Origin of the sequence: Hyunsoonleella sp. 2307UL5-6, from assembly GCF_047345485.1 — a bacterium.
In the GTDB taxonomy this organism is placed as follows: Bacteria; Bacteroidota; Bacteroidia; order Flavobacteriales; family Flavobacteriaceae; genus Jejuia.
Genome location: NZ_JBLFEN010000002.1, coordinates 50,161 through 72,025, shown reverse-complemented (window position 1 = coordinate 72,025; position 21,865 = coordinate 50,161). Strand labels below are relative to the sequence as shown.

The window sequence follows — 21,865 nt, the reverse complement described above, 5'->3', positions numbered from 1 at the left end:
AACGTATTGTCAGTCTCTGTAATATTTCCAAAATTATCAGTTAAAATGTACTGAAAATTATTTTTATAGTATTTTTTTTTAAAGCTGTTTAACATGTAATGAAACTCTTAAATTAACGCTTTAGCTAATTTAGAAAAAAGAGTTTCAACTCTACTACCAGATTTAGCGCTTACAAAAAAATCGACATGAGGTTTAAAAACATCGCTGTATTGACTTAAATATTGTTTGTTTACCAAGTCCATTTTATTGCCTACTACTTTTACGGGCGTTTTTGGATAGTTTTCGTTTAAAAAATCTAATTCAGATTTTAAGTTTTCAAAAGTTACGGGTCTAGATAAATCAAACACATAAATAAAACCATGAGTTCCTAATAAGTAAGATGAGCGTGTTTTTTTAATATCATCTTGCCCTTCTAAATCCCAAATAATTAGAGAAACAGATGTGTTGTTATCTGTAATGTCGATAGTTTTTTTCGATATGTGAACACCAATAGTTACCTTATAATCCTCAGAAAATGTATTTTCTACAAAACGCCTTATTAACGAGGTTTTACCAACCCCGAAATGCCCAATTAAAACAATTTTTTTAGATAGTGTCATGCTTAAAAAAATCTTCTAGTTTTTGCGTAAGTACTATTTTATCATCTAAAACATCAACCACTTTTTGTTTGCTTACAAAATTAAGAATTTTGTTTTCTAATTTATCTTTAAAAATCACGTTATAGGCTCCAGATACCACCACAGCTACATAAAATGAAGAGAAGTTTTGTAGATGTATATGATACAAATCATATTCTATATATTGTAGGTTTTGGCTTTCCTTTTTAAAAGCATCTTCAACAAAGCTTTTTATGGCTGTTAGCATTCCAGCAACCATATCTTCATCTGCCATTTTATCTTTTGAGTGTTCTGCTAGCACAAGTCCAGAACCTTTTTCGATAATAATAACTTGTTCTATTTTTGTGTTGGTTTGTTCTTGTAAAATCAAATCAGATTCTTCTACACCCGAAGCTTTAGATTTTGCTTTTCTAAAAAAGCGCTTAAAAGAAAAGGTGTTATTTACTTGTGTATTAATTTTTTCTGAGAGTAATTTCATTTCATGTTGTACATAGCGCTTAACCATTTTTCCAAGTATCGGAAAAAGCGCTTCAACAACAGCATCTTTAGAATTTTTTATTTCCTCTTTTAAAGCTTCGGTAATTGTAGGGCCAAGTGTATTTGGCATTTCTTTTATAAAAGTCTTTAATTTTTCATCAATTATAGGATCAACCTTTGTTGATAAAAGCTTTGGCTCATTAACCGTAGTTTCTAGAATTTTAATTTTTTTCTCAATAGAAGATGCAAATTCTCGCTCATCAGTAAGCAAGATATCCTTAATGATACTTAATTTTTCATCTTGGTTCATCGCAATTTATAAGTTAATCGCTTAATTTTTCTCCCATTTTTATAAATAACTCACTTAATAATTTACGATTCACTTTTTTATCGTCAATAGTATCTAGTTTGTCGTTTATAGAGTTTTCAAGATCAGTAATTCTTATGTTTATATCAGTACTAAGAGAGTCAATATTTTGCAGAAGCTCAGATTCTACAGTACTAATTAAATTTTGTAATTCTTCCTTTTTAGCTAAAATATCAGCTTTTAGTGCTTCAAATTCAGAATTATATTCTTGAATATTCTCACCAAAAATAAGCTCTTTTATGGCGTCAATTTTAGAAGTAGCCTCTTTAGAGGTTCCATTTAAATGTGCTTTTGGTTCTTGAGTTGCTTCTTTTTTCATTTTGTAGGGAGTGTTAGCTTGTATTACAAAAGTAGGTTAAAAAAGGATATATATGTTAAAATATTGACTTTTTTGATCCTCATATTGATTTTTTTTTTTAACTCAAAAAAAAAAACCAACTAAATATTAGTCAGGTTTTTGTGGAGTCGGAGACAACGACCATAATTTCAACTTTATAGTGTTCACAGGGCTTTTAAAAGGTGCTATATTTAGAGGTAACGGAATTGGTCTCGATTTAACAAACTTTAACATTTGGGTTGTCCGAATTTCTCAAAATTCATCAAAATGGCACAAATTTTATTTTTTCGATTTGTAATTTACGTTTCGCGAATTGCAAATTAGTCTTTAAATAATAACAATCTTGTTAAAATAGAAAAGTAAAGATTTTCTTGATTCTATATGCAATTAAATATAAAAGTGCGGGTTCAATTAATATTATATGTAATTACATATAGTTTATTTAATTTACACTTTTGCTTTCAATTCATAAGCTTTATTAACCGGGTAGTTTTATATACCCTTAAAGGTATATTTAATAATTATTATTATAAATTATACCTAATGAGGTATAAAATTATTATATTGCATCATCTTACACCTTTATGGGTATAATTATGAAAGATTGGAATCGACATAACGCTATTGCTGACTTCGTTAGAATAAGTAGAAAAGAAAGTAAAATGACACAGTTAGAGTTGTCTGACCTGACTGGTGTTGGACTTCGCTTTGTGCGAGACCTAGAGCAAGGAAAACCAAATTTAATGACCGATAAAGTAAATCAAGTATTACTATTTTTTGGTCATACATTAACACCAACACCTATAAGCGATGAGACAAGGAGAAATTTGGGTGAGTAACCAAAAAGCAGGAATGCTTACTGAAAATGACGAAGGTTATTTATTTCAATATGATAAAACCTATTTATCATTGAAAAATGCAACACCTGTATCATTAACATTTCCGTTGCAGGAAGACCCTTTCGTATCAGATATTTTATTTCCATTTTTTGACGGACTAATTCCAGAAGGATGGTTGCTAGATATTGCACAGAAAAACTGGAAACTTAACCCAAGAGATCGCATGGGATTATTACTAACCACCTGTCGTGATTGCATAGGTAACATAAGTATTATAGAAAATGAGTAGTTGTTTAGCTTGTCATAAACCATTAGCATCAGGAGATCATCAGTATCACCCTGCTTGTCTTGCTCGTTTCTGGGAAAGTGATACACCTGTATTTCAATTAGACTATGACGTGTCACAAATAAATGAGCTTGCTGAAGAAAACGTTGCACAGCGTATTATAGTAACAGGTGTGCAGCCTAAATTATCAATGGGCTTTACAAAAACAGCTACTGAAGAACGTTTAACCATAGTTGGCGCTTTAAACGGGAGATATATTTTAAAACCACCTTATTCTACTTATCCACAAATGCCAGAACTAGAAGCCTTGTGTATGCTAATGACCCAAGCCTGTGGCATTGATACCGTTCCTTTTTTATTACTGCCTTTAAAAGGTGGAGAGTTGGCTTATATAACGAGACGTATAGATCGCAATGCGCAAGGCGATAAGTTTGCTATGGAAGATGCGTGTCAATTTAATGAGCGACTAACAGAACATAAATATCGTGGTTCTTATGAGCAAATCGCTAAAGGTATTATCGCCTACTCTAAAAACCCTATAAAGGACGTTGTTCACTTTTACGAACAAGTGATTATTTCTTTCTTAATAGGAAATAATGATATGCACCTAAAGAATTTTTCGCTTATTGCAAAAGAACCCAATGCATACGAACTCGCACCAGCTTACGATATGATTTCAGCAGAATTATTATTGCCAGACGATTTAGAAGATTTGGCATTGAATCTTAATGGAAAGAAGCGAAAGTTAAAACGAAACGATTTTAATGAAGCTATGTTAAAAGCACATATACCAGAAAAAGCAATTGAAAATCTTTGGAAGCGTATTGAAAAAGGGATGCAGGAATGGTCTGGATTGATTGACTATAGTTTTCTTTCGCAACATCAGAAAGAGAATTTTAGGAGTTTGATTCATATTAAAATGGAAAAACTTGAGATAAAATTATAATTTTTTTCAATATAATTTTCTTCCGAAGGTTTTAAATTTAGCCGATTCAAGCAAACGTAAAATCAAAATTAAAACTTGGTATAATTATATAGAAGATAGATCAAGATATGTTTAGTGAGACCTGTTTTAAAATTCAAAAAAGATTACCAATTCGGTCACCTTTTATATGGTTTTAAATGATATTATTTGATATCAAATAAAACAAAAAACCCTGTAAATCATATGACTACAGGGTTTTAATACTCTAAAAGTGGAGTCGGAGAGAATCGAACTCTCGTCCAAACAAGTAACCAAAGAGCTTTCTACACGTTTAGTCTTTTCTTAGTTTTTAGATGATAAGCTGGTTAAAGACAACCCACTCACCACTTAGCTTCTTTAGTTTCAAAAAGGCAACAAAGCACCACCTTTTCTATATTAACATTTACGATGCCTCAAAATAGAACGCCGTTAATCAAGGCTTTCCGGAGACATAAAGCTTTCCCGCCTTGCGGGACTAGGCCAATCCTACTATAATTCAGATTATGCAGCTAAAGCGTAGTTATTCTCGCCGTTTAAAATTTGGTCTAGCCTTTTACGTGTTTCAATGCCATTACACGACGTGCTTACCGTTCAATTAATCTCGCTGTCAAAACCAGTCGACCCCGTTATCAATTAAATTTATCATTTCGAGTAATTCCAATTTTTGTCGGAATTGTATCGAGAAGTTGGGCGTTACCCACAAGGGGTCGGGCTTTCCGCTATATCTTTTGCAAAAAAGCAAAAGGATGCCGCTGCAATCCCTAACGCAGGGGCAAATTTATCAATTTCTTTGTAAAACCTGCCAAAATTTGTGTTTTTTTAAAAGTGCTGTTTCACAACAAATAATAACTCAAAAGCTGTACCACAAGTAATTTATGTAACAAACCAGACAAATTTTCGCAAAAAATTAATAATTTTAAAATAAAAATATGATACAAATAGGCACACAAGTTAAATGGAAACGGCACCGCAACAGGAAAAGTTAAAGAAACCTACACTAAAAAAGTTACTAAAACCATAAAGGGAAACGATGTAACTAGAAACGGTGAATCAGGGAATAAAGCACTTTATATTGAACAAGATGATGGTGATTATGTTTTAAAATCTGAAAGTGAAGTTGAAAATGTAGACTAGTATTATTTTTTTTGAAATGTTAAATTAGTAAACATCCAATAGCCTAAACTCAAAAAGAGCCCAAATAAAAAAGTAAATAACCAAACGTCTATGTTTTGAAAGGGTTTTAGTATAATATTAAAAATATCTACAAAAAGGTACTTTGGGTTACTTAAAATCTCCCAAGAGTTATAGCGTAAAAACCGCCCAAGATACACGCCAAAGCCATTTAGTAAACAAATAGTAAAAATAACGTATGTTATCTTAGTATGATTTAAGTAAGATTTTAAAATAGCCATCATATCAGAAACTGAAAGAAAAAACAATAATAAACCATTGCCAGCAAATGATAGGATAACTAAAATATCTAACCATAACGAGGCAGTGGTGCTTATTTTTAAATGCAATAAATCTGTAATAATATATGGCGCATTGGGTAAAAAAAGCAGCCAAACCCCAAAACAAAGTACCAACCATAATTTATTAGGTTTGGGGATGCTTACCAAATATGTGGTTATGGTGTAGGGAATGACTGCTAAAAATAAATTCCAAACCAAAAACAAGTAAAAGTAGGAGTGTGTTAATTTCATTCTAATCATTAAAATGAGAATGCTAAAAAGTATCGAAACTGTTAAAACAGATATAGTTTTAAAACGATTTGATAAAAGGTTTTTAATAGTTTCCATGTGGTATTAATTTTAAGTCTATAAACAAAACTGCTATTGCGCCAAAAGCATAAGCCATTACATCTGTAAAATGAAACGTGCTTCCTAAAAGTAAAATAGCAATGCTATTATTTTCCATACCAAGTAGGCTAAGTATATTAAGTAGTTGGAGCAACTCGATACATAGGGCAAAAAGAAATACAGCTATTGCTAATTTTATTGCTTTTATTTTAAAAAAACTTTTAAAAAAACAATAGATTAAAATAACTACTAAAAAGTCACCAACGGTATGACGAATAAAACCTGTTTTTAGGTATATGGCTATAAGTACTTCTGTTATAAAAAGTAGAATTGTTAGTAGTAAGTAGGTTTTGTTGTGTATTAACGTCATATAAATTTTATTAAAATTCTAAAGTATAAAAGTGCCACAGGAATATTGAGTAGTACTATACCGATTGTTTTAAAGATTATAATTTTATGTGTTTTTGTATTTAATAATAAAAAAATAAGAGCTAAGAGACTCAAAATATTTACAATTGTAGCTATCGCAATAAACGCCACTCCAGGTCTTATAAGAGTATTTGACAATGTGTACATTTGTAAGGCAAACAAAATTGTGCCAATTATAAAGCTTACAGCTGCAATAGCTTTGCTAGTTGTTATTATATTTTTCATAGTAGTCTTTTGCGTTAGCGATTAAAACAATATTCTTTTTTTGAGGTACCATGAAAGATAAAGTGAATAGTGCAACCTCGCTTTTTTTAGCGAGGGAAACCTGCCTACCTACTTTAAGAAGGTAGGCGGGCATCCTAAAAAACTAATTAATAAACTAACCGTTGTTCCAATCTATTTTTCGAGATACAAACATGACGATGGCTAGAATTAGGAATAAACCAATACTACCTACTAGTAGTGCATAATTTTCTAACTGTATGATAACGTAGATAAATGTATATAACGCACTTAGGGACGCACCAATAAATAGCGGGAACTTAAATGTTTTTAATATAGATTTTGAATAAAGTGTAATGAGTGCAATGACTGATATACCAGCTACCAAATAGGCTTTTAAAAAATTACTGTGCTCTGATATAGAAACTAATAATGTGTAAAACATAGTTAAAGCGAGCCCTATCATAAGATACTGAAACGGATGAATGTTTATTTTACTTAGTGTTTGGATAAGGAAAAACACTAAAAATGTAAGACCAATAACCAGAAAACCATATTTAGCTGAGCGTTCGCTTTTTTGATACTCGTCTACCATAACCATAAATTTGGTACCAAATGCAAATTGATTAAGATTTGGGATTTTTTTAAGGTGTTGTTGAGAAAATGCTCTGTTAATATACAGTACTTTCCAATCTGCTTTAAAACCTTTTTTAGAGATGCTTTTAGTTTCATCATTAGGCAGGTAGTTCCCAATAAAACTGGGGTCTGCCCAATTAGAAGACATCTCCATTTTAGTAGTCTTACCTATAGGAATTAATTCTAGTTTTGTGCTTCCATTAAATTTTATAGAGAATGTAAAATCTGTTTTTTTAGTTTTAAATGCGTCGCTTCCATTTATAAAACTAGATTCTAAAATATCGAGGTTACTATTATTGTTTTGGTTAAAGTTAGTTTCAAAACTATAGGCTTTATTATTTAGTTTTATTTGCACTTCACTTTTTATACCTTTTAAATTGGATGTTTTAATTACAATACTTGCTTTATCCCAAATAATATCTTCTGATTTTATGCCTTTAGAAGTTAAATCTACAGGGATATACTGCCCGTTAAAATCCATTTGTGTTGTAAACACTGCAGACTCAAAGTTACCTCGTTTTAAGGTTTTTGAGTTTACATCTACCTTAGCATTAAGATGTTCAGGAAATATGTAAGCATATTTTTTATGGATTTGTGTTTCCTTAAAATAGGTTTTGGTCTTTTCGTTATATGTTTTAGTTTCGGTGTAAGTTTTATAAGGTAATTTTATCATAGGGCCATATACTAACACATTATTACCCCATTTTTGGTTAATTTCATTTACCACATCTTGTTGTCTAAAAGCACGCTCATTAATTAGATTATTAATAAAGGATAGTGGAATAAGTAATATAATAACAAGAAAGCCCACCATGAGCATTCTTGCTGTAATAGAGGTTTTTAACCATTGACTAAATTTATTTTGTTGCGGTGGTAGGTGTTGTATTTCCATTTTTTTAGAGTTTTTAATATTTAAACTAGATTGGTAATAGTATTTTGATTATATCTGTGTGTGTTTTTAATAATTTTTTCTGATTTTTTGAATTCATCAAATACAGATTTATAGAAAAAAGAAAAGGAAAATCCACCATTGAGTAATACATCTTTATGGTATAACCATACTATCATTATTGTTGCAATCATTAAAATTTTGTGAAACAGCCTACTGTATATTTTACTTATTAATGATTTGTTACTATAGAAATGACTAAGGGTGTAAGATTGAAAATTAATGTGCATATCTTCATCTTGTAAAATTTGATTACATATTGCTTTTAGTGTTTTTGAATTGGTACAATCTCTTAGCGCTATGTAGTATATAGCTGCTATTATTTCAGCAGTTAAAAGCACAATAATTGAATTTTCAAGCGATGATAATTTTCGTAAATTTCTATAAACACCATCTATCCAATGTGATTTAATTTTGTCTATTTTATGAGTTTCCATGTATTTACCAAGTACTAGCGCATGTTTTTGTTCTTCTTTTATAAATAGTTTTATAGTTTGTAGGTAGGTTGTGTCACCTTGTTGTTTAGCATATTGAATAAGATGTTTGCCCTCAGAATTTTCACCCTTTTGAAATTGTTGGATAGAACTTGTAATTATGCTTATTTCTTTTGAAGTTAATTCAGAATGTACACACCATGTAATATGGTTAAATTGGTTTTGGTTAGTTTTAAAATGATTAAGCCAATAATTAAAATTACTAATGGATTTCGTAGATGTATGATTCATTTTATTTAATTTTAAAGTACTTTGAAATTCAAAGTATATTTATAAAAAAAATTATTTCTGTTTATTTATGATAGCTTCAAGGGCTTCAATATGTTTTTTAAATGCTGCTTTACCAAGTGTGGTGGTAGAGTAGCGGGTGTTTGGTTTTCTACCAATAAATTGTTTTTCAACTTTTATATATTCAGCTTTTTCAAGGGCTTTTGTATGGCTTGCTAAATTACCATCTGTAGCGCCTAAAAGTTCTTTCAACATATTAAAATCGGCATACTCGTTCACCATAAGTATAGACATGATGCCTAGTCTAATACGATGATCGAATAGCTTATTTATGTTGTTTATAATACTCAATTTATATCTTATATTTTATGTAATTTATGCTTAGAGATATCTTTGTATATATTGTAACATATATATGATATGCCAATTATAAATGGTAATTCAAATAACATTCCAATAAAAAATAAAAATGGTGACCCCATACCATTAGATCTTTCACCTCCGAAGGGAATTAGATAATATAATCTTCGTAAAAATTGAAAATAAATTAAACTTACCCATGGCATTATTAATATAACAGTTGCCCAAAAGAAATATTTATTTGTGTAATAATAAAACCCTAATATAAATAAAACTATTCCGTAGATTATTATTGATATTAAAAGATGAGTTGATTTTTGAAATAACAACGAAATGAATATTGTTATAATTCCTAATACAATTATAGAATTCTTTTTGTCTTCCATAAGTTTATTTCTTAACATCATATTTAAAATGCATCCAACTGCCATACACAATATGCATTACACCAAACCCTATAACCCAAAGCCAAAATCCGTATCCTGGTTTCCAAGCACCAATAAGCCCTAATACAATTTGGATATAACCTAAATACTGAATATCGCCAATACTGTATTTTGAGGCATTAACTAGCGCTAAACCATAAAAAATTAACATTAAGCCACCAGATTGCCCATATTTTCCTTGACCTAAAATGATTAAAATATAAAGTCCGCCAACAATAAGCGGTATCAAAAAATTAAACACTAAACGTCTAGAGGTATTGTCCCAAATTTTAGCACCATGTTTTTTAGCCTTTTTTGTTGTTAATAGTATGCCAGTACCAATACTTAATACAGCAACCATGCATAAAATTAGTATACAGGTATCAAAAACCCAACCATCTAGTTTTAATACACCATAGCTATAATCTGTAACTAACCAATATACAATTGCAGCACCTATTAGTGCATAAATACCAGCAAGTATACCAGATAATCCGCTTAGTGAAATAAATCTAGACGATTTATTCATCATATTTTTTATCTCACTAATGTCTTTTAAATAATCTTTTGACTCCATATAAAAGTACTTTGAAATACAAAGTAAATGAATTTAATTGGATAATTACTTATAAATTTTCACTAATTTTATGAAAACTATAATAAGATAATGAATCCTGCCGAAGAATACATATTAAAACAAGTAGAACCCTACAAATCTATCTTATTGCAATTGCAAGCTATTATTGAGGCAGTAATTCCTAATTCTGAGATGTTATACAAATGGCGCATTCCCTTTTTTTATAACAACGGAATTCCAATATGTTTCTTAAATCAATCTAAAGATTATGTAGATTTAGCTTTTTGGCATTTTGAAAGTATGGATAATTATACAGAGTGTTTTGTAGCTGGAACGAGAAAATCCGTCAGGTCTTTACGTTACAAATCTATTGCAGATATTGATGATACTATCATAATTTATGTTCTTAAAAAGCAACTAGAAGTAAATACAAATCCTTTTAAATTGATTTTAAAAGCAAGAAAAAAATAGTATCGTATATCTATTAAAAATTATTTTTTGAAAGCTATTTTTAATTATGTGACCCATCACAATACGGTGGGTTTTTAGTTTGTTTACAAGTGCACAAGTATGCTGTTTTATCTTCTTCAACTGTAAAAACCATTGATGGTGTTGCCTTTGCAGCTCTGTGAGATCCGTTACAAAATGGTTGATCGTCACTGTGGCCACAAGTACACCACGCATAGTTTTTATTTGCTTCTAATTCGCATGCTATAGGAGCATCGCCAGCTCGTTTGTTATTTTCCATGATTTTATAGTAAATGTTAGTGCCTAAAATACTATTATTTCAAACTATTTACAGTTTTTCTTATGGAAACTAAGTTAGTTAATAACGATTCTAAATTATTTAAGTGTAGCATATTTGCTCCATCACTTTTAGCAGTTGCAGGATCGAAATGTGTTTCTATAAATAAGCCATCTACATGATTTACTACACCAGCTCTAGCAATAGTTTCTATCATGTCTGGTCTGCCTCCTGTAACACCTGCTGATTGATTTGGTTGTTGTAAAGAGTGTGTTACATCTAAAACAGTAGGTGCAAATTTTCGCATAGTAGGAATGCCTCTAAAATCTACCACCATATCTTGGTATCCAAACATAGTACCTCTATCAGTAATCCAAGCCTTGTTACTACCAGCGTCTTTTACTTTTTGTACGGCGTGTTTCATGGCCTCGGGACTCATAAACTGGCCTTTTTTTAAATTCACTACTTTACCAGTTTCGGCAGCAGCTACAACTAAATCGGTTTGGCGTACTAAAAATGCAGGAATTTGTAATACATCTACATATTCAGCAGCTTTGGTTGCGTCTGTAACTTCATGAATATCAGTAACTGTAGGTACATCAAATGTTTCAGAAATTTTTCTCAGTATTTTTAATGCTTTTTTATCACCTATACCTGTAAAACTATCAATTCTGCTTCGATTTGCTTTTTTAAAACTCCCTTTAAATATATACGGAATCTCTAATTTGTCTGTAATGGAAATTACTTTTTCAGCAATACGTAATGCCATATCTTCACCTTCTATAGCACATGGGCCACACAGTAAAAAAAAATTATTAGAATTGGAATGTTTAATTTTTGGAACTTCGCTGAGATGCATTTAATTAAAATTTAACCACAAAGTTACATATTAAATGCGTACTTTTCTATAATTTCTTATAAGCCTAAATATCATTGAAAAATTAATAGCTATTAAAAGCCCAACAAAAATAATAAGCTGTTTGAATTTAGGTGAGATATGTAATAGATTAGTGGAGATTTTTAGTATCCCAAACCAAAACATTACTAAAAAAATTAGATACAAACTGTCTTTTAAACTTGATATTTTCATAGAAAAGAGGCTTTGTTAATTATACTATTTGAGAGGCATATGTGTTTTAATAAATAACGAAGATGTCATTCACAAATTTCATAGAATATTAATTATAACATATTTTTAACTATCTGACAAATAACACGTACCTTTGCACGCTTAAAATAAGGCACTATTATGGCTAATATTAAAAACATTGCAATTATTGCACACGTAGATCATGGTAAAACTACTTTGGTTGATAAGATTATGTATCACTGTCAGTTGTTTCGTGAGAACGAAAATACAGGCGATTTAATTCTTGATAATAACGATTTAGAACGTGAAAGAGGTATTACTATTACTTCTAAAAATGTTTCTGTAATTTATAAAGACACTAAAATTAATATTATAGATACACCTGGTCACGCCGATTTTGGTGGTGAAGTAGAGCGTGTTTTAAATATGGCAGATGGTGTACTACTTTTAGTAGATGCTTTTGAAGGGCCAATGCCGCAAACGCGTTTTGTATTACAAAAAGCCATTGATTTAGGTTTAAAACCATGTGTGGTAGTAAATAAAGTGGATAAAGAAAACTGTACCCCAGATGAGGTACACGAAAAGGTATTTGACTTGATGTTTGAGTTGGGTGCCGAAGAATGGCAATTGGATTTCCCAACTGTTTATGGTTCTGCAAAAAACAACTGGATGAGTGATGATTGGCAAAATGAAACTGAAAATATTGAGCCATTATTAGATATGGTTATTGAACATATTCCGGAGCCAAAAATTGAAGAAGGCACAACACAAATGTTAATTACGTCTTTAGATTTTTCGTCTTTTACAGGAAGAATTGCTATTGGGCGTTTAACGCGTGGTGAGTTGAAAGTAAACCAGAATATTTCATTAGTAAAAAGAGATAAATCTATAGTAAAATCTAAAATTAAAGAACTACACACGTTTGAAGGTTTAGGACGCAAAAAGGTTGAAGAAGTTAAAGCTGGAGATATTTGTGCTATTGTAGGGTTAGAAGGTTTTGAGATTGGTGATACGGTTGCCGACTGGGAAAATCCTGAAGGTTTAAAAACCATAGCTATAGATGAGCCTACTATGAGTATGTTATTTACTATTAATGATTCACCGTTTTTTGGAAAAGATGGTAAATATGTAACCTCTAGACATATAAAAGACCGTTTAACTAAAGAATTAGAAAAAAACTTAGCACTACGTGTTGAAGAAACTGATAGTGCCGATAAATTTATGGTTTTTGGTCGTGGTGTATTACATTTATCTGTATTAATAGAAACCATGCGTCGTGAAGGCTACGAACTACAAATAGGGCAACCACAAGTAATTATTAAAAATATTGATGGTGTAAAATGCGAGCCTGTTGAAGAGATGACGATTGATTTACCCGAAACAGTATCTGGTAAAGCTATAGAAATGGTAACAATGCGAAAAGGAGAAATGCTTAGTATGGAAGCCAAAGGCGAACGCATGGTTTGCGAATTCATAGTACCATCTAGAGGAATTATTGGGTTACGTAACCAATTATTAACGGCTACTGCAGGTGAAGCTATTATGGCGCACCGCTTTAAAGAATATCAGCCATTAAAAGGCGGTATTCCTGAACGTCAAAATGGCTCTTTAGTATCTATGGAAAAAGGACAAGCAATTCCTTATTCTATCGATAAGCTACAAGATAGAGGTAAGTTTTTTGTGGATCCAGGAGAAGATATTTATGAAGGACAAGTAATTGGTGAGAACTCTCGTGGAGATGATATGACGGTTAACGTTACTAAAACCAAAAAATTAAGTAATGTACGTTCATCAGGAGCCGATGATAAAGCCAAAATTGTACCCGCAATTAAATTCTCTTTAGAAGAAGCATTAGAATACATACAAAAAGATGAATATGTAGAGGTTACACCAAACCATTTGCGTTTAAGAAAGATTTACTTAACAGAAGTAGAACGCAAGCGTAATAAGTCTATTTAATAATACAATTTTAAATGACATTTTTAGGTATTGAAACGGTAGAATGGTTAGGATATATAGCTATGGCTACCGTTTTAGTATCTTTTTTAATGAAATCTATCATTAAATTAAGACTTGTAAACGCTTTAGGTTGCTTACTTTTTGTAGCTTACGGTATATATTTACAACCCATTTCTAAGCCGATAATATTAACTAATATTGCCATTTTAGTTATTAATTTATACTATATTTTTAAAAAGAAATAAGTATCTAATTAATAACAATATTTCTCTAAAGTTTCGTTTTGTATATTTGAGGGCTATGTAACAGGGCTACAGAGTAGCTTTTAGTTATTACAGTTTAAATACCGTCTCTTGAAAAACTTAATTAGTTATATTAATAGTAAAGTATTAGTAAAAGTAGCTTCTTTAAAAACTGCTGCAGTATTTACTAGGATTATTGCGGGTTTGTTAACCTCTAAAGCTATAGCTGTTATTATTGGTGCAGAAGGACTAGCATTAGTCGGTAATTTAAGAAATTTTGTTGCCTCTGCTCAAACATTAGCTACATTAGGTTTTTATAAAGGTATCGTTAAGTATGTAAATGATTTTAAGGAAGATTTAGTTAAGCTAAGTAAAACACTTTCTACGGTATATTACTTTGGGTTTATAACAACAATTTTAGTATCCTTTTTCTGTTATTTTAAAGCAGAAACTATTAATGAGCTTATTTTTCCAACATACAATAATTACGTGTATGTGATTAAAATTTTTGCAATAGTATTGCCTTTTTATGCTTTAAATATGTTTAGTTTTTCTATAATGAATGGCTTCTCAAAGTATAAAATTCTTATCATTATAAATATAATAGGCCAAGTTTTAAGTTTATGTGTGGCGCTTTTATTGATATATCAAAAAAACTTAGACGGGGCTTTAATTTCAGTAGCTATTTCTGAGTCTCTCATTTTTTTAATAACCCTTGTTGGAATTATTAATAGAAAAAGTTTAATACCCTTAATTCATGTAAATCAAGTAAGTATATCGTATTTTAAAAAACTTAGTTCTTACAGTGGTATGGCTTTATTTTCGGCGGTAATATTACCACTGGTTATTTTAGCTATTAGGTCTCATATTATAGATACAATTGGATATAAAGACGCAGGTTTTTGGGAAGCCATGTTAAGAATATCTAAGTACTACTTAATGTTTGTAAGCGCATTGTTAGGGTTTTATGTTATTCCCAGATTTGCGGAGATAAATGATGTTAGTGAGTTTAAAAAAGAGGTGTTTTCGCTCTACAAAAAAATAATTCCATATTTTGCATTAGGGTTATTACTTATTTATTTACTCCGACCATTTATTGTTAGAATAGTTTTTACAGAAGAGTTCGACCCTGTTACAGATTTGTTTATGTGGCAAATTCTAGGAGATTTTGTTAAAGTACTATCAATGATTATTGCTTATCAGTTTTTAGCAAAAAAAATGTTTTGGCACTATATCATCACAGAAGCCTTTTTAGTTATAATTTTATATACAACTAGCATCTATTTTATAAAAATATATGGTGTTAAAGGCGCTGTAATAGGTCACTTTGTTAGTTATTTGATGTATTATGGTGTTATCTTACTTATTTTCGGCAGCTCACTTTTTGGAGTGGAGTCTGATAAAACTATTAAATAGTGCTTAAAAAGTTTTTAGAAAACTCATTTATTAAAGTTGTTTCCTATAATAGCTTTGTTGTTGTGGGTAAGGTTATAGCATCCTTTATAGTTTCAAAAGTTAGTGCTATTTATTTAGGGCCAAGTGGTTATGCAGTTATTGGAAATTTACGAAATTTATTGCAAGGTGTATTTGGTATTACAGCAGTTGGTTTTGGTAGTGGTGTAGTAAAGTATGTAGCTGAAAGTAAAAGGGATAGAAAACAACTTAATGTTGTCATTACATCTGCTATTACGTTAAGCTTTTGCTTGTCCTTACTTGTAAGTATAGTATTATTTGTTTGTTCTGGTTATATAAGTAAAAAGGTATTGTTAAGTAGCGAATGGACTTTCGTTATTAAATACCTTGCTTTTTTATTACCTATGGCTTCATTAAGTTTTCTAGTAGTTTATATAGCAAACGGTCTTCAAAACTATAAACTATATACTAAACTTGTAACTGTTACTAACATTTTAAACGCATTAGCTACAGTTTTGCTTATATACTTCTTTAATTTAGAAGGTGCACTTCTAGCAGCTTTTACCGTACCTGCTTTAAGTTTTATATCTAGTTTAGCGTTTAAGGAGGTTAGAGTTTTACTTGGGAATATATTTGATTATTTGAACAATATATCTTTTAATATTCTTAAATCTATGGGTACTTATGTGGCTATGGCTACATACTCAGCTGTATTAATAAGTGTTTCCTATTTTTTTATTAGAACCAAAATAATAGCTTTTTCTAATGCAGATACTGCTGGTTTATGGGAAGCAATGAATAAAATTTCATCATTTTATATGATGTTTTTTTCCTCATTATTTACATTGTATTTACTGCCTCAATTAGCTAAAAACAAGACGGTTTTAGGGTATCAAAAAATAATGAAATCCTATTTTAAGTATATAATACCACTTACAGTAATACTATTTTTGGTACTATTTTTTTTAAAAGGTAGTATTATAACTTTATTTTTAACATCTGAATTTGAAAAGATCGAACAATTTTTTTATTTACAACTAACAGGTGATTTTATAAAGATAATAGCATTTTCTTTAGCTTATCAGTTTCATGCAAAAAAAATGGTAAAGCTTTATATTATTTCAGATACAGTACTATATGTTACTTATTATTTGATAAGCTTTTACTTAATAGATACATATGCTATTCAGGGTGTATTTTATGCCTATATAATTAGCGTGTTTTTATATTTATTAGTTGTTGTTTTAGCGTTATATTTTAATAATCTTAAATATTTGAAGGTTAATGTTTAAAAACATATCATTTTTAGTCTTACCATTAATATTAAAATATCTCTTTTTAGTTAGTTTTATTGATTGGGTATTGTTAGATATTCAAGATGTTTTAGAAGATGTTCTATTTTTTGTTGTAATCCTATTAATATTTTACAGCAGAATTACAAAAAAGCAGTTGGTTAAAGATGTTGTTTGCCTCTTATATCTGTTTTATTTGGTGTTAGAAACAACCTCTTATATTGCAGTTTCTTCAAATTTTTCATCGTCTTTTATGTATCTTTTATTAGAGTCTAATACTGATGAAATTACTGAGTTTACAACTGCCTATTTTAGTTTTCCAATACTTTTATTCATTATAATATTTACACTATTATTTTTTAAAATCAGAAAAGTTACAGTTAAAAATTATACTCGCTATAGTAGTATAGTTACGGTTTTAAGTGTTTTTTTGATCATTATCGTATTAAAATTTTCTGGTTTAATTGAAAGTAATGCCTACCATAATGCTATAAGGGGCACATATGGTTATATAGATTTACAGCGTAGTATTAAGTTTAATAATGACATAAAAAATACAGATATAACTATAACTAGTAATAATGAGGTTTTAGTTGTGGTTTTAGGCGAATCTACAGCCAGAAATCGTATGCAACTTTATGGGTATAATAGGGAAAACACACCAAAATTAAATGAAATAAAGGATAATTTGTACACATACAACAATGTAATTTCAACCGATGTTTTTACTTTAAAAGCAGTACCTAAAATTATAACATCTATAGATATTAATCCTTCAAAAGAAGACGCAACACATTTAGTAGAGGTTTTTAATGCAGCAGGATACGATACCTATTGGCTCTCTAATCAAAGGCCAATAAGCTATCACGATAATGCCATTAGTAAAATAGCGTCATCTAGTAAATGGTTTAAATTTTACAATCATTTAAAAGATAAGCATGCACTAGTTTTAGATGAAGTATTACTCCCTGATTATGAAACTATATTAAAAACACCAGGAAAGAAAGTTATTTTTACTAGACTTATAGGGACACATTTTGATTACAATAAGAGATATCCACCGAGTTTTAGTAAATTTAAAGGCAATTCTGAGTCTTTATCTAAAGAAGAAAATATAAACAATTACTATGATAATGCAGTACTTTATAATGATTACATCGTATCAAGATTAATAGAATTATTGCAACAACAGAAACAAAAAAGTGCGTTACTTTATATTTCAGATCATGGAGAGAACGTTTATGATGGCACTGATTTTTTTGGGCGTTCTGAAGAAATTTTAACAAAAAGCATGTTTGAAATTCCATTTATACTATGGACTTCAGATAATTTTGAATACCCAAACGACTTTGTGTTTAAACCAAGCAGGAAGTTTATGGCAGATCATACTTATGAGAGTATAGGGCATATATTTGGTGTTCAGCATAAAACTATGAATACAGAAAAGAGTGTTTTTAGTAAATCGTTTAAAACAAGAAAAAGGCTAGTTATAGGTAAAATTGATTTTGACACATATTTTAAAGTAAATAATGAGTAAAAAAATATGTTTATTGGTGTCTAGCTTAAGCTCTGGTGGTGCCGAAAAGGTAGCGGCAAATTTGTCTATAGCTCTTGAAAAACGAGGATACAGTATTACCATTGTTTCCATGCAAAATCATATAACATATAATTATAGTGGAAGGTTATATAATTTTGGAGTAGTAAAAGAAGAATTTGGTAAGTTAAAAGCCTTTGTAAAGTTTATAAAGTTTTTTAAACAAAATGAATTCGACTGTGTTATAGATCATCGTTTGCGTGATGTTTACTTAAAAGAACTGGTGTTTTCTAAAATAGTTTTTAAGCACTTAAATGTTATTTATTGTATTCACAATTATCATTTACACTACTATTTTTCATTTTTAAATATAATATGGCTTGCTAAATTACCTCATGTAAAACGTGGTAGCTTTGTAACAGTTAGCAATAGTATTAGAGACCGTTTGTATAAAAAACTCAGTATTACAGGTAAAACTATCTATAACTTTATTGATACTACCCAATTATTAAAATACTCACATAGTATTAGTACTGATAATTCCTATATAATTGGTATCGGTAGATTAACTGATGTAAAACAGTTTGATGTTTTAATTGAGTGTTATCAACAGTCAAAATTGCCCAAACAGAACATTAAACTTTTTATTGTTGGAGATGGCCCTGAACAGTCTAAGTTGAAAGGGTTGATTAATAATTCAGAATTTAAAAATCGTATTAAAATAATGCCATTTACTAATGAGCCCTATCCGCTAATACAAAATGCAAAGGCTTTAGTATTATCTAGTAAGTTTGAGGGTTTTCCTATGGTGTTGCTTGAAGCACTAAACCTTGGTACGCCACTAATAGCTTACAACTGTAATAGTGGGCCAAATGAAATTATTAAACATAATTTAAATGGTATTTTGGTAGAAAATCAAAATAAAAAGGCATTAGTAGCTGCATTAAATAGGCTATTGGATGACGCATTTTACAATAAGATAAAAGCAAATACATCACTTGGCTTGGAAATATTTTCAGAAGAGGCTATCATTCAAGAGTGGGAAACAACTTTTGTAAACCATAAGTAAATATGTTTAGAATAATAAAATAGTGGTGTTGGCATTATAAACTTAATTTTTTGGATTAAGTTTAGATTAGAAATAGAAACTTTATCCTTAAATATCTTAACTAGTTTTTTGTTTCTTTCCATTTTATATAACATTATAAGTTTAAAATGAACAAAATCTATATAGGGCTTCAGTGTTTTATAATTCTCTTTGGTTAAGTATTTTGAGTAATCTGGTATTTTGCGCTCTATTTTATTATTAGGAGCGGTTAATTGGTTTTCAAGACCTTTAAGGTAATATACTTTGCTAGCATTATAATGTACCAACTTATATTTACTAAAGCACCTTATAGAAAAATCTTCTTCTTCTCCGTAGTTTATATGTTCATTATAATAGCCAATGGTGTCAAATACTTCCTTTTTGATGACTAAACTGCTATTAGAAAAAAAATTTTTTTTGAAAGTAAAATAATTTGAAGTTGATATTACTTGATCGACATCAAAGGGTTGTGCATTTAAATTTGGTGTTTGCCAAGGTCTTAGAATAGCTGAAGCTGTAGTATAAACACTTTCTGTTGGGTTAATTGTAATTAGTTTTTTTATGGTCTGTAAATAATCTTCACACCATAAATCATCTGCATCTAAAAACGCAATATAATTGTGTTTAGAAGCTCTAATACCGGAATTTCTGGCAGCAGATAGTCCGAGATTCTTTTGATGTATAATTGAAACAAAATCAGACTTTAAATTAGTTACAACAGTTACGCTATTATCTGTACAACCGTCATTTACAACTATAATTTCAAAATTTTGGTAAGATTGTGCCAATACGCTTTTAAGAGTGTTTTCTATATAATCTTCTTTGTTGTAAAGTGGTATAACTACAGAAAAAAAAAGTGTATCAAACATTATAAAGTAGTTGTTTTGTCTTTATAGCAAATGTATAAAAGTTTGTACAGTTGCAATACATGAATATTTGGAGACGTACTCAATAAATTTTTTTTAATGGTAGTGCTAAAATGTTTAAATAGAAATACCATGAACATATTAAGTTTTACTTTTTTTAATTTTTCAAAAACATACAATAATTTTTGAGTTTGTTTAGGTATCTTAGTATGTTTTATAATCCAAAGTAAAGTTGTTACAGCTTCTTCTGTTTTATGCAAATAGGTTTGATTATTTTCTAACCCAAGATGATACACTTCATTATTTAAGTGTAAAACTTTAATATTATGTTGTTTTAAAAGAGCCGCAAAATAGTTATCTAAACCGTAGCTTTTTCTTTTGATTTTAGAATTAATAGCATTAAAAACCTCTTTTTTAATCAAAAAATTTGCTGAAATAATAAGCTGGTATGGTTTTTTATTACGCTTACTAGCATCAACTTCTTCAAATTTTTTTCCATATTTCCATCTAAGCATATTGTTTTGATTTGGTGGCTCATCAACATATGCGAAACCTCCAAAAAATGCATCGTAACCAGATGAAATTTTATTTAAATATAATGCTATAAAAGATTTTGATTTTGGGAGTACATCTGCATCTAAAAATAACAACCAATCAAATGTAGCTTGGTTACATAATTGTTGTCTAGCCTGAGTTCTACCTACATTTACATGCGTATCTATTATCTTTGTGTAAGTTAGTTTTTCAACAGTATCTCTGTTTTCCATTATGTACGCGTTGGATGCGTCATTGAAACAAATAATTTCAAAATCAATTCCAGCATTTGTTGCTTGATGATGCAATTCGGTAACTAATTGAGAGATGCCGTAATTATAAACGGGTATTAGTATAGAGAGCATTATTTGCTTAGTATTAAAATAGTCTCGGGTTTAAAGCCATAATATAAACTATTTTCATCACTTATAAAGTTTTTTTCTTCAACCGAAAAACCAGAATGTTTAAGTCTCTCTATTAAACCCTCTATTGAATAGATTCTAACATGATCAAACTGTCCAAAATGTTTAATTCTATCCTTGGGCGACGTAATGCTATAATCTTCATATATAGCACCCTCTTTGTAAGGGGTTTGAATGTATATCGTTCCATTGGGTTTTAACACTCTGTAAAGTTCACCCATTGCTTTTTTATCATCAATAATGTGCTCTAAAATATGATAACAAATAATAGTGTCAAATTGTGCTGCAGGCTGCTCAATATTAGTAATATCAAACTTATAATCAGCCAAAAAATCATTCCCAAAATTTGTGCCGAAATATGTAATACTTTTAATTTTATTTAAATTTCGGTAAAGACTTCGGGACGGTGAAAAATGTAACACATTACCTTTAAGTCTGTTAGTATTAAGTAAATGCCAAAGCCTTCTGTTTCTAGATAAACTCCCGCAAAAAGCACACATGAGGTCTGTGTTTTCTAATGCAATAAAACGGCTTGACTCTTTATTACAAACATTACATTTATGAGATTTTCCTTTGTAAAATGCGCCATAAAAAGAACGAAAGAATAATTCGTTTTTAAAAAGGAATTTTTTTGGAATGCAGGCTTTTACTGTTTTTTTAATTAGGTTATACATT

26 protein-coding genes and 1 other RNA gene are annotated in these 21,865 nt (G+C 29.9%); 11 read left to right on the top strand and 16 right to left on the bottom strand.

The genetic code is table 11. The features are described 5' to 3' along the window. Positions 1-107: 107 nt before the first annotated feature. Genes ACKGJY_RS03830 through ACKGJY_RS03820 form a run of 3 tightly spaced genes read right to left on the bottom strand, consistent with a single transcriptional unit; the run spans position 108 to position 1,780 of the window. Positions 108-599, bottom strand: coding sequence for a Rab family GTPase (locus ACKGJY_RS03830; protein WP_413972530.1), 492 nt, complete (start codon positions 597-599; stop codon positions 108-110). Continuing rightward, positions 586-1,404, bottom strand: coding sequence for a cell envelope biogenesis protein OmpA (locus tag ACKGJY_RS03825; protein WP_413972529.1), 819 nt, complete (start codon positions 1,402-1,404; stop codon positions 586-588). The genes ACKGJY_RS03830 and ACKGJY_RS03825 overlap by 14 nt, the downstream gene beginning before the upstream one ends. Before the next feature lie 13 nt (positions 1,405-1,417). Then, positions 1,418-1,780, bottom strand: a complete 363-nt coding sequence (locus ACKGJY_RS03820) for a fructose 1,6-bisphosphatase (protein WP_413972528.1) — start codon at positions 1,778-1,780, stop codon at positions 1,418-1,420. A gap of 614 nt (positions 1,781-2,394) precedes the next feature. On the opposite strand from ACKGJY_RS03820, the gene ACKGJY_RS03815 reads away from it, so the two are divergent. From ACKGJY_RS03815 to ACKGJY_RS03805, 3 genes are read left to right on the top strand one after another with little or no spacing between them, the layout of a single operon-like run. Next, the gene (locus ACKGJY_RS03815; RefSeq protein WP_413972527.1) at positions 2,395-2,637 is read left to right on the top strand and encodes a transcriptional regulator; all 243 of its coding nucleotides are present in this window, start codon (positions 2,395-2,397) and stop codon (positions 2,635-2,637) included. Beyond that, positions 2,609-2,926, top strand: a complete 318-nt coding sequence (locus ACKGJY_RS03810; RefSeq protein WP_413972526.1) for a HipA N-terminal domain-containing protein — start codon at positions 2,609-2,611, stop codon at positions 2,924-2,926. The genes ACKGJY_RS03815 and ACKGJY_RS03810 overlap by 29 nt, the downstream gene beginning before the upstream one ends. Beyond that, entirely contained in the window at positions 2,919-3,869 is a 951-nt protein-coding gene (locus ACKGJY_RS03805; protein ID WP_413972525.1) for a HipA domain-containing protein, read from the top strand. The genes ACKGJY_RS03810 and ACKGJY_RS03805 overlap by 8 nt, the downstream gene beginning before the upstream one ends. A gap of 248 nt (positions 3,870-4,117) precedes the next feature. Here the strand turns inward: ACKGJY_RS03805 and ssrA are convergent. Then, positions 4,118-4,512: a transfer-messenger RNA gene (gene ssrA / locus ACKGJY_RS03800) on the bottom strand. 392 nt (positions 4,513-4,904) lie between these two features. On the opposite strand from ssrA, the gene ACKGJY_RS03795 reads away from it, so the two are divergent. Beyond that, positions 4,905-5,021: an HVA1 family protein gene (locus ACKGJY_RS03795; RefSeq protein ID WP_413972994.1), complete on the top strand. Its 117-nt coding sequence runs from the start codon at positions 4,905-4,907 to the stop codon at positions 5,019-5,021. Between the two features lie 2 nt (positions 5,022-5,023). Here the strand turns inward: ACKGJY_RS03795 and ACKGJY_RS03790 are convergent, their stop codons facing one another. The 7 genes from ACKGJY_RS03790 to ACKGJY_RS03760 all read right to left on the bottom strand — a co-directional run bounded on the left by ACKGJY_RS03790 (position 5,024) and on the right by ACKGJY_RS03760 (position 10,006). After that, complete coding sequence (locus ACKGJY_RS03790; RefSeq protein ID WP_413972524.1) at positions 5,024-5,686, bottom strand: DUF1361 domain-containing protein; 663 nt, start codon at positions 5,684-5,686, stop codon at positions 5,024-5,026. After that, complete coding sequence (locus ACKGJY_RS03785; RefSeq protein ID WP_413972523.1) at positions 5,673-6,056, bottom strand: DUF2809 domain-containing protein; 384 nt, start codon at positions 6,054-6,056, stop codon at positions 5,673-5,675. Before ACKGJY_RS03785 ends, ACKGJY_RS03790 begins: the two co-directional genes overlap by 14 nt. Then, positions 6,053-6,340 (bottom strand): hypothetical protein, encoded by a 288-nt coding sequence (locus ACKGJY_RS03780; RefSeq protein WP_413972522.1) that lies wholly within the window; start codon positions 6,338-6,340, stop codon positions 6,053-6,055. The genes ACKGJY_RS03785 and ACKGJY_RS03780 overlap by 4 nt, the downstream gene beginning before the upstream one ends. Before the next feature lie 154 nt (positions 6,341-6,494). Continuing rightward, positions 6,495-7,865 carry a cell envelope integrity protein CreD gene (creD, locus tag ACKGJY_RS03775; RefSeq protein WP_413972521.1) on the bottom strand — a complete coding sequence of 457 codons (1,371 nt, stop codon included), beginning with the start codon at positions 7,863-7,865 and terminating at the stop codon, positions 6,495-6,497. 20 nt (positions 7,866-7,885) lie between these two features. Beyond that, positions 7,886-8,647, bottom strand: coding sequence for a ferritin-like domain-containing protein (locus tag ACKGJY_RS03770; protein ID WP_413972520.1), 762 nt, complete (start codon positions 8,645-8,647; stop codon positions 7,886-7,888). A gap of 51 nt (positions 8,648-8,698) precedes the next feature. Next, on the bottom strand, positions 8,699-8,995 hold the full coding sequence (locus tag ACKGJY_RS03765; protein ID WP_413972519.1) for a winged helix-turn-helix domain-containing protein: 297 nt from the start codon (positions 8,993-8,995) through the stop codon (positions 8,699-8,701). Positions 8,996-9,394: 399 nt separating this feature from the next. Further along, positions 9,395-10,006, bottom strand: a complete 612-nt coding sequence (locus ACKGJY_RS03760) for a hypothetical protein (RefSeq protein WP_413972518.1) — start codon at positions 10,004-10,006, stop codon at positions 9,395-9,397. A gap of 90 nt (positions 10,007-10,096) precedes the next feature. Between ACKGJY_RS03760 and ACKGJY_RS03755 the strand changes: the two genes are divergently transcribed. Then, the gene (locus ACKGJY_RS03755; protein WP_413972517.1) at positions 10,097-10,477 is read left to right on the top strand and encodes a DUF1801 domain-containing protein; all 381 of its coding nucleotides are present in this window, start codon (positions 10,097-10,099) and stop codon (positions 10,475-10,477) included. Between the two features lie 40 nt (positions 10,478-10,517). Here the strand turns inward: ACKGJY_RS03755 and ACKGJY_RS03750 are convergent, their stop codons facing one another. Then, a complete protein-coding gene (locus tag ACKGJY_RS03750) occupies positions 10,518-10,754 on the bottom strand; it encodes a CDGSH iron-sulfur domain-containing protein (RefSeq protein WP_413972516.1) in 237 nt (78 codons plus the stop codon). 34 nt (positions 10,755-10,788) lie between these two features. Then, complete coding sequence (gene kdsA / locus ACKGJY_RS03745; protein WP_413972515.1) at positions 10,789-11,610, bottom strand: 3-deoxy-8-phosphooctulonate synthase; 822 nt, start codon at positions 11,608-11,610, stop codon at positions 10,789-10,791. A 390-nt stretch (positions 11,611-12,000) separates the two neighbouring features. Here kdsA and typA point away from each other — a divergent pair, with 390 nt between their 5' ends. From typA to ACKGJY_RS03715, 6 genes are all read left to right on the top strand, one after another. Then, positions 12,001-13,800 carry a translational GTPase TypA gene (typA, locus tag ACKGJY_RS03740; protein WP_413972514.1) on the top strand — a complete coding sequence of 600 codons (1,800 nt, stop codon included), beginning with the start codon at positions 12,001-12,003 and terminating at the stop codon, positions 13,798-13,800. Between the two features lie 14 nt (positions 13,801-13,814). After that, complete coding sequence (locus tag ACKGJY_RS03735) at positions 13,815-14,045, top strand: uroporphyrinogen decarboxylase (RefSeq protein ID WP_413972513.1); 231 nt, start codon at positions 13,815-13,817, stop codon at positions 14,043-14,045. A 108-nt stretch (positions 14,046-14,153) separates the two neighbouring features. Then, positions 14,154-15,458, top strand: a complete 1,305-nt coding sequence (locus ACKGJY_RS03730; RefSeq protein ID WP_413972512.1) for an O-antigen translocase — start codon at positions 14,154-14,156, stop codon at positions 15,456-15,458. Continuing rightward, positions 15,458-16,747 carry an O-antigen translocase gene (locus ACKGJY_RS03725; RefSeq protein WP_413972511.1) on the top strand — a complete coding sequence of 430 codons (1,290 nt, stop codon included), beginning with the start codon at positions 15,458-15,460 and terminating at the stop codon, positions 16,745-16,747. The genes ACKGJY_RS03730 and ACKGJY_RS03725 overlap by 1 nt, the downstream gene beginning before the upstream one ends. Then, positions 16,740-18,284 carry a phosphoethanolamine transferase gene (locus tag ACKGJY_RS03720; protein ID WP_413972510.1) on the top strand — a complete coding sequence of 515 codons (1,545 nt, stop codon included), beginning with the start codon at positions 16,740-16,742 and terminating at the stop codon, positions 18,282-18,284. The genes ACKGJY_RS03725 and ACKGJY_RS03720 overlap by 8 nt, the downstream gene beginning before the upstream one ends. After that, positions 18,277-19,350, top strand: a complete 1,074-nt coding sequence (locus tag ACKGJY_RS03715; protein WP_413972509.1) for a glycosyltransferase — start codon at positions 18,277-18,279, stop codon at positions 19,348-19,350. The genes ACKGJY_RS03720 and ACKGJY_RS03715 overlap by 8 nt, the downstream gene beginning before the upstream one ends. Here the strand turns inward: ACKGJY_RS03715 and ACKGJY_RS03710 are convergent. Genes ACKGJY_RS03710 through ACKGJY_RS03700 form a run of 3 tightly spaced genes read right to left on the bottom strand, consistent with a single transcriptional unit; the run spans position 19,314 to position 21,864 of the window. Continuing rightward, entirely contained in the window at positions 19,314-20,237 is a 924-nt protein-coding gene (locus tag ACKGJY_RS03710) for a glycosyltransferase family 2 protein (RefSeq protein ID WP_413972508.1), read from the bottom strand. The two genes, ACKGJY_RS03715 and ACKGJY_RS03710, sit on opposite strands and share 37 nt — an antisense overlap. Further along, a complete protein-coding gene (locus ACKGJY_RS03705) occupies positions 20,237-21,133 on the bottom strand; it encodes a glycosyltransferase family 2 protein (RefSeq protein ID WP_413972507.1) in 897 nt (298 codons plus the stop codon). Before ACKGJY_RS03705 ends, ACKGJY_RS03710 begins: the two co-directional genes overlap by 1 nt. Beyond that, positions 21,133-21,864 (bottom strand): class I SAM-dependent methyltransferase, encoded by a 732-nt coding sequence (locus ACKGJY_RS03700; RefSeq protein WP_413972506.1) that lies wholly within the window; start codon positions 21,862-21,864, stop codon positions 21,133-21,135. Before ACKGJY_RS03700 ends, ACKGJY_RS03705 begins: the two co-directional genes overlap by 1 nt. Position 21,865 lies beyond the last annotated feature (1 nt).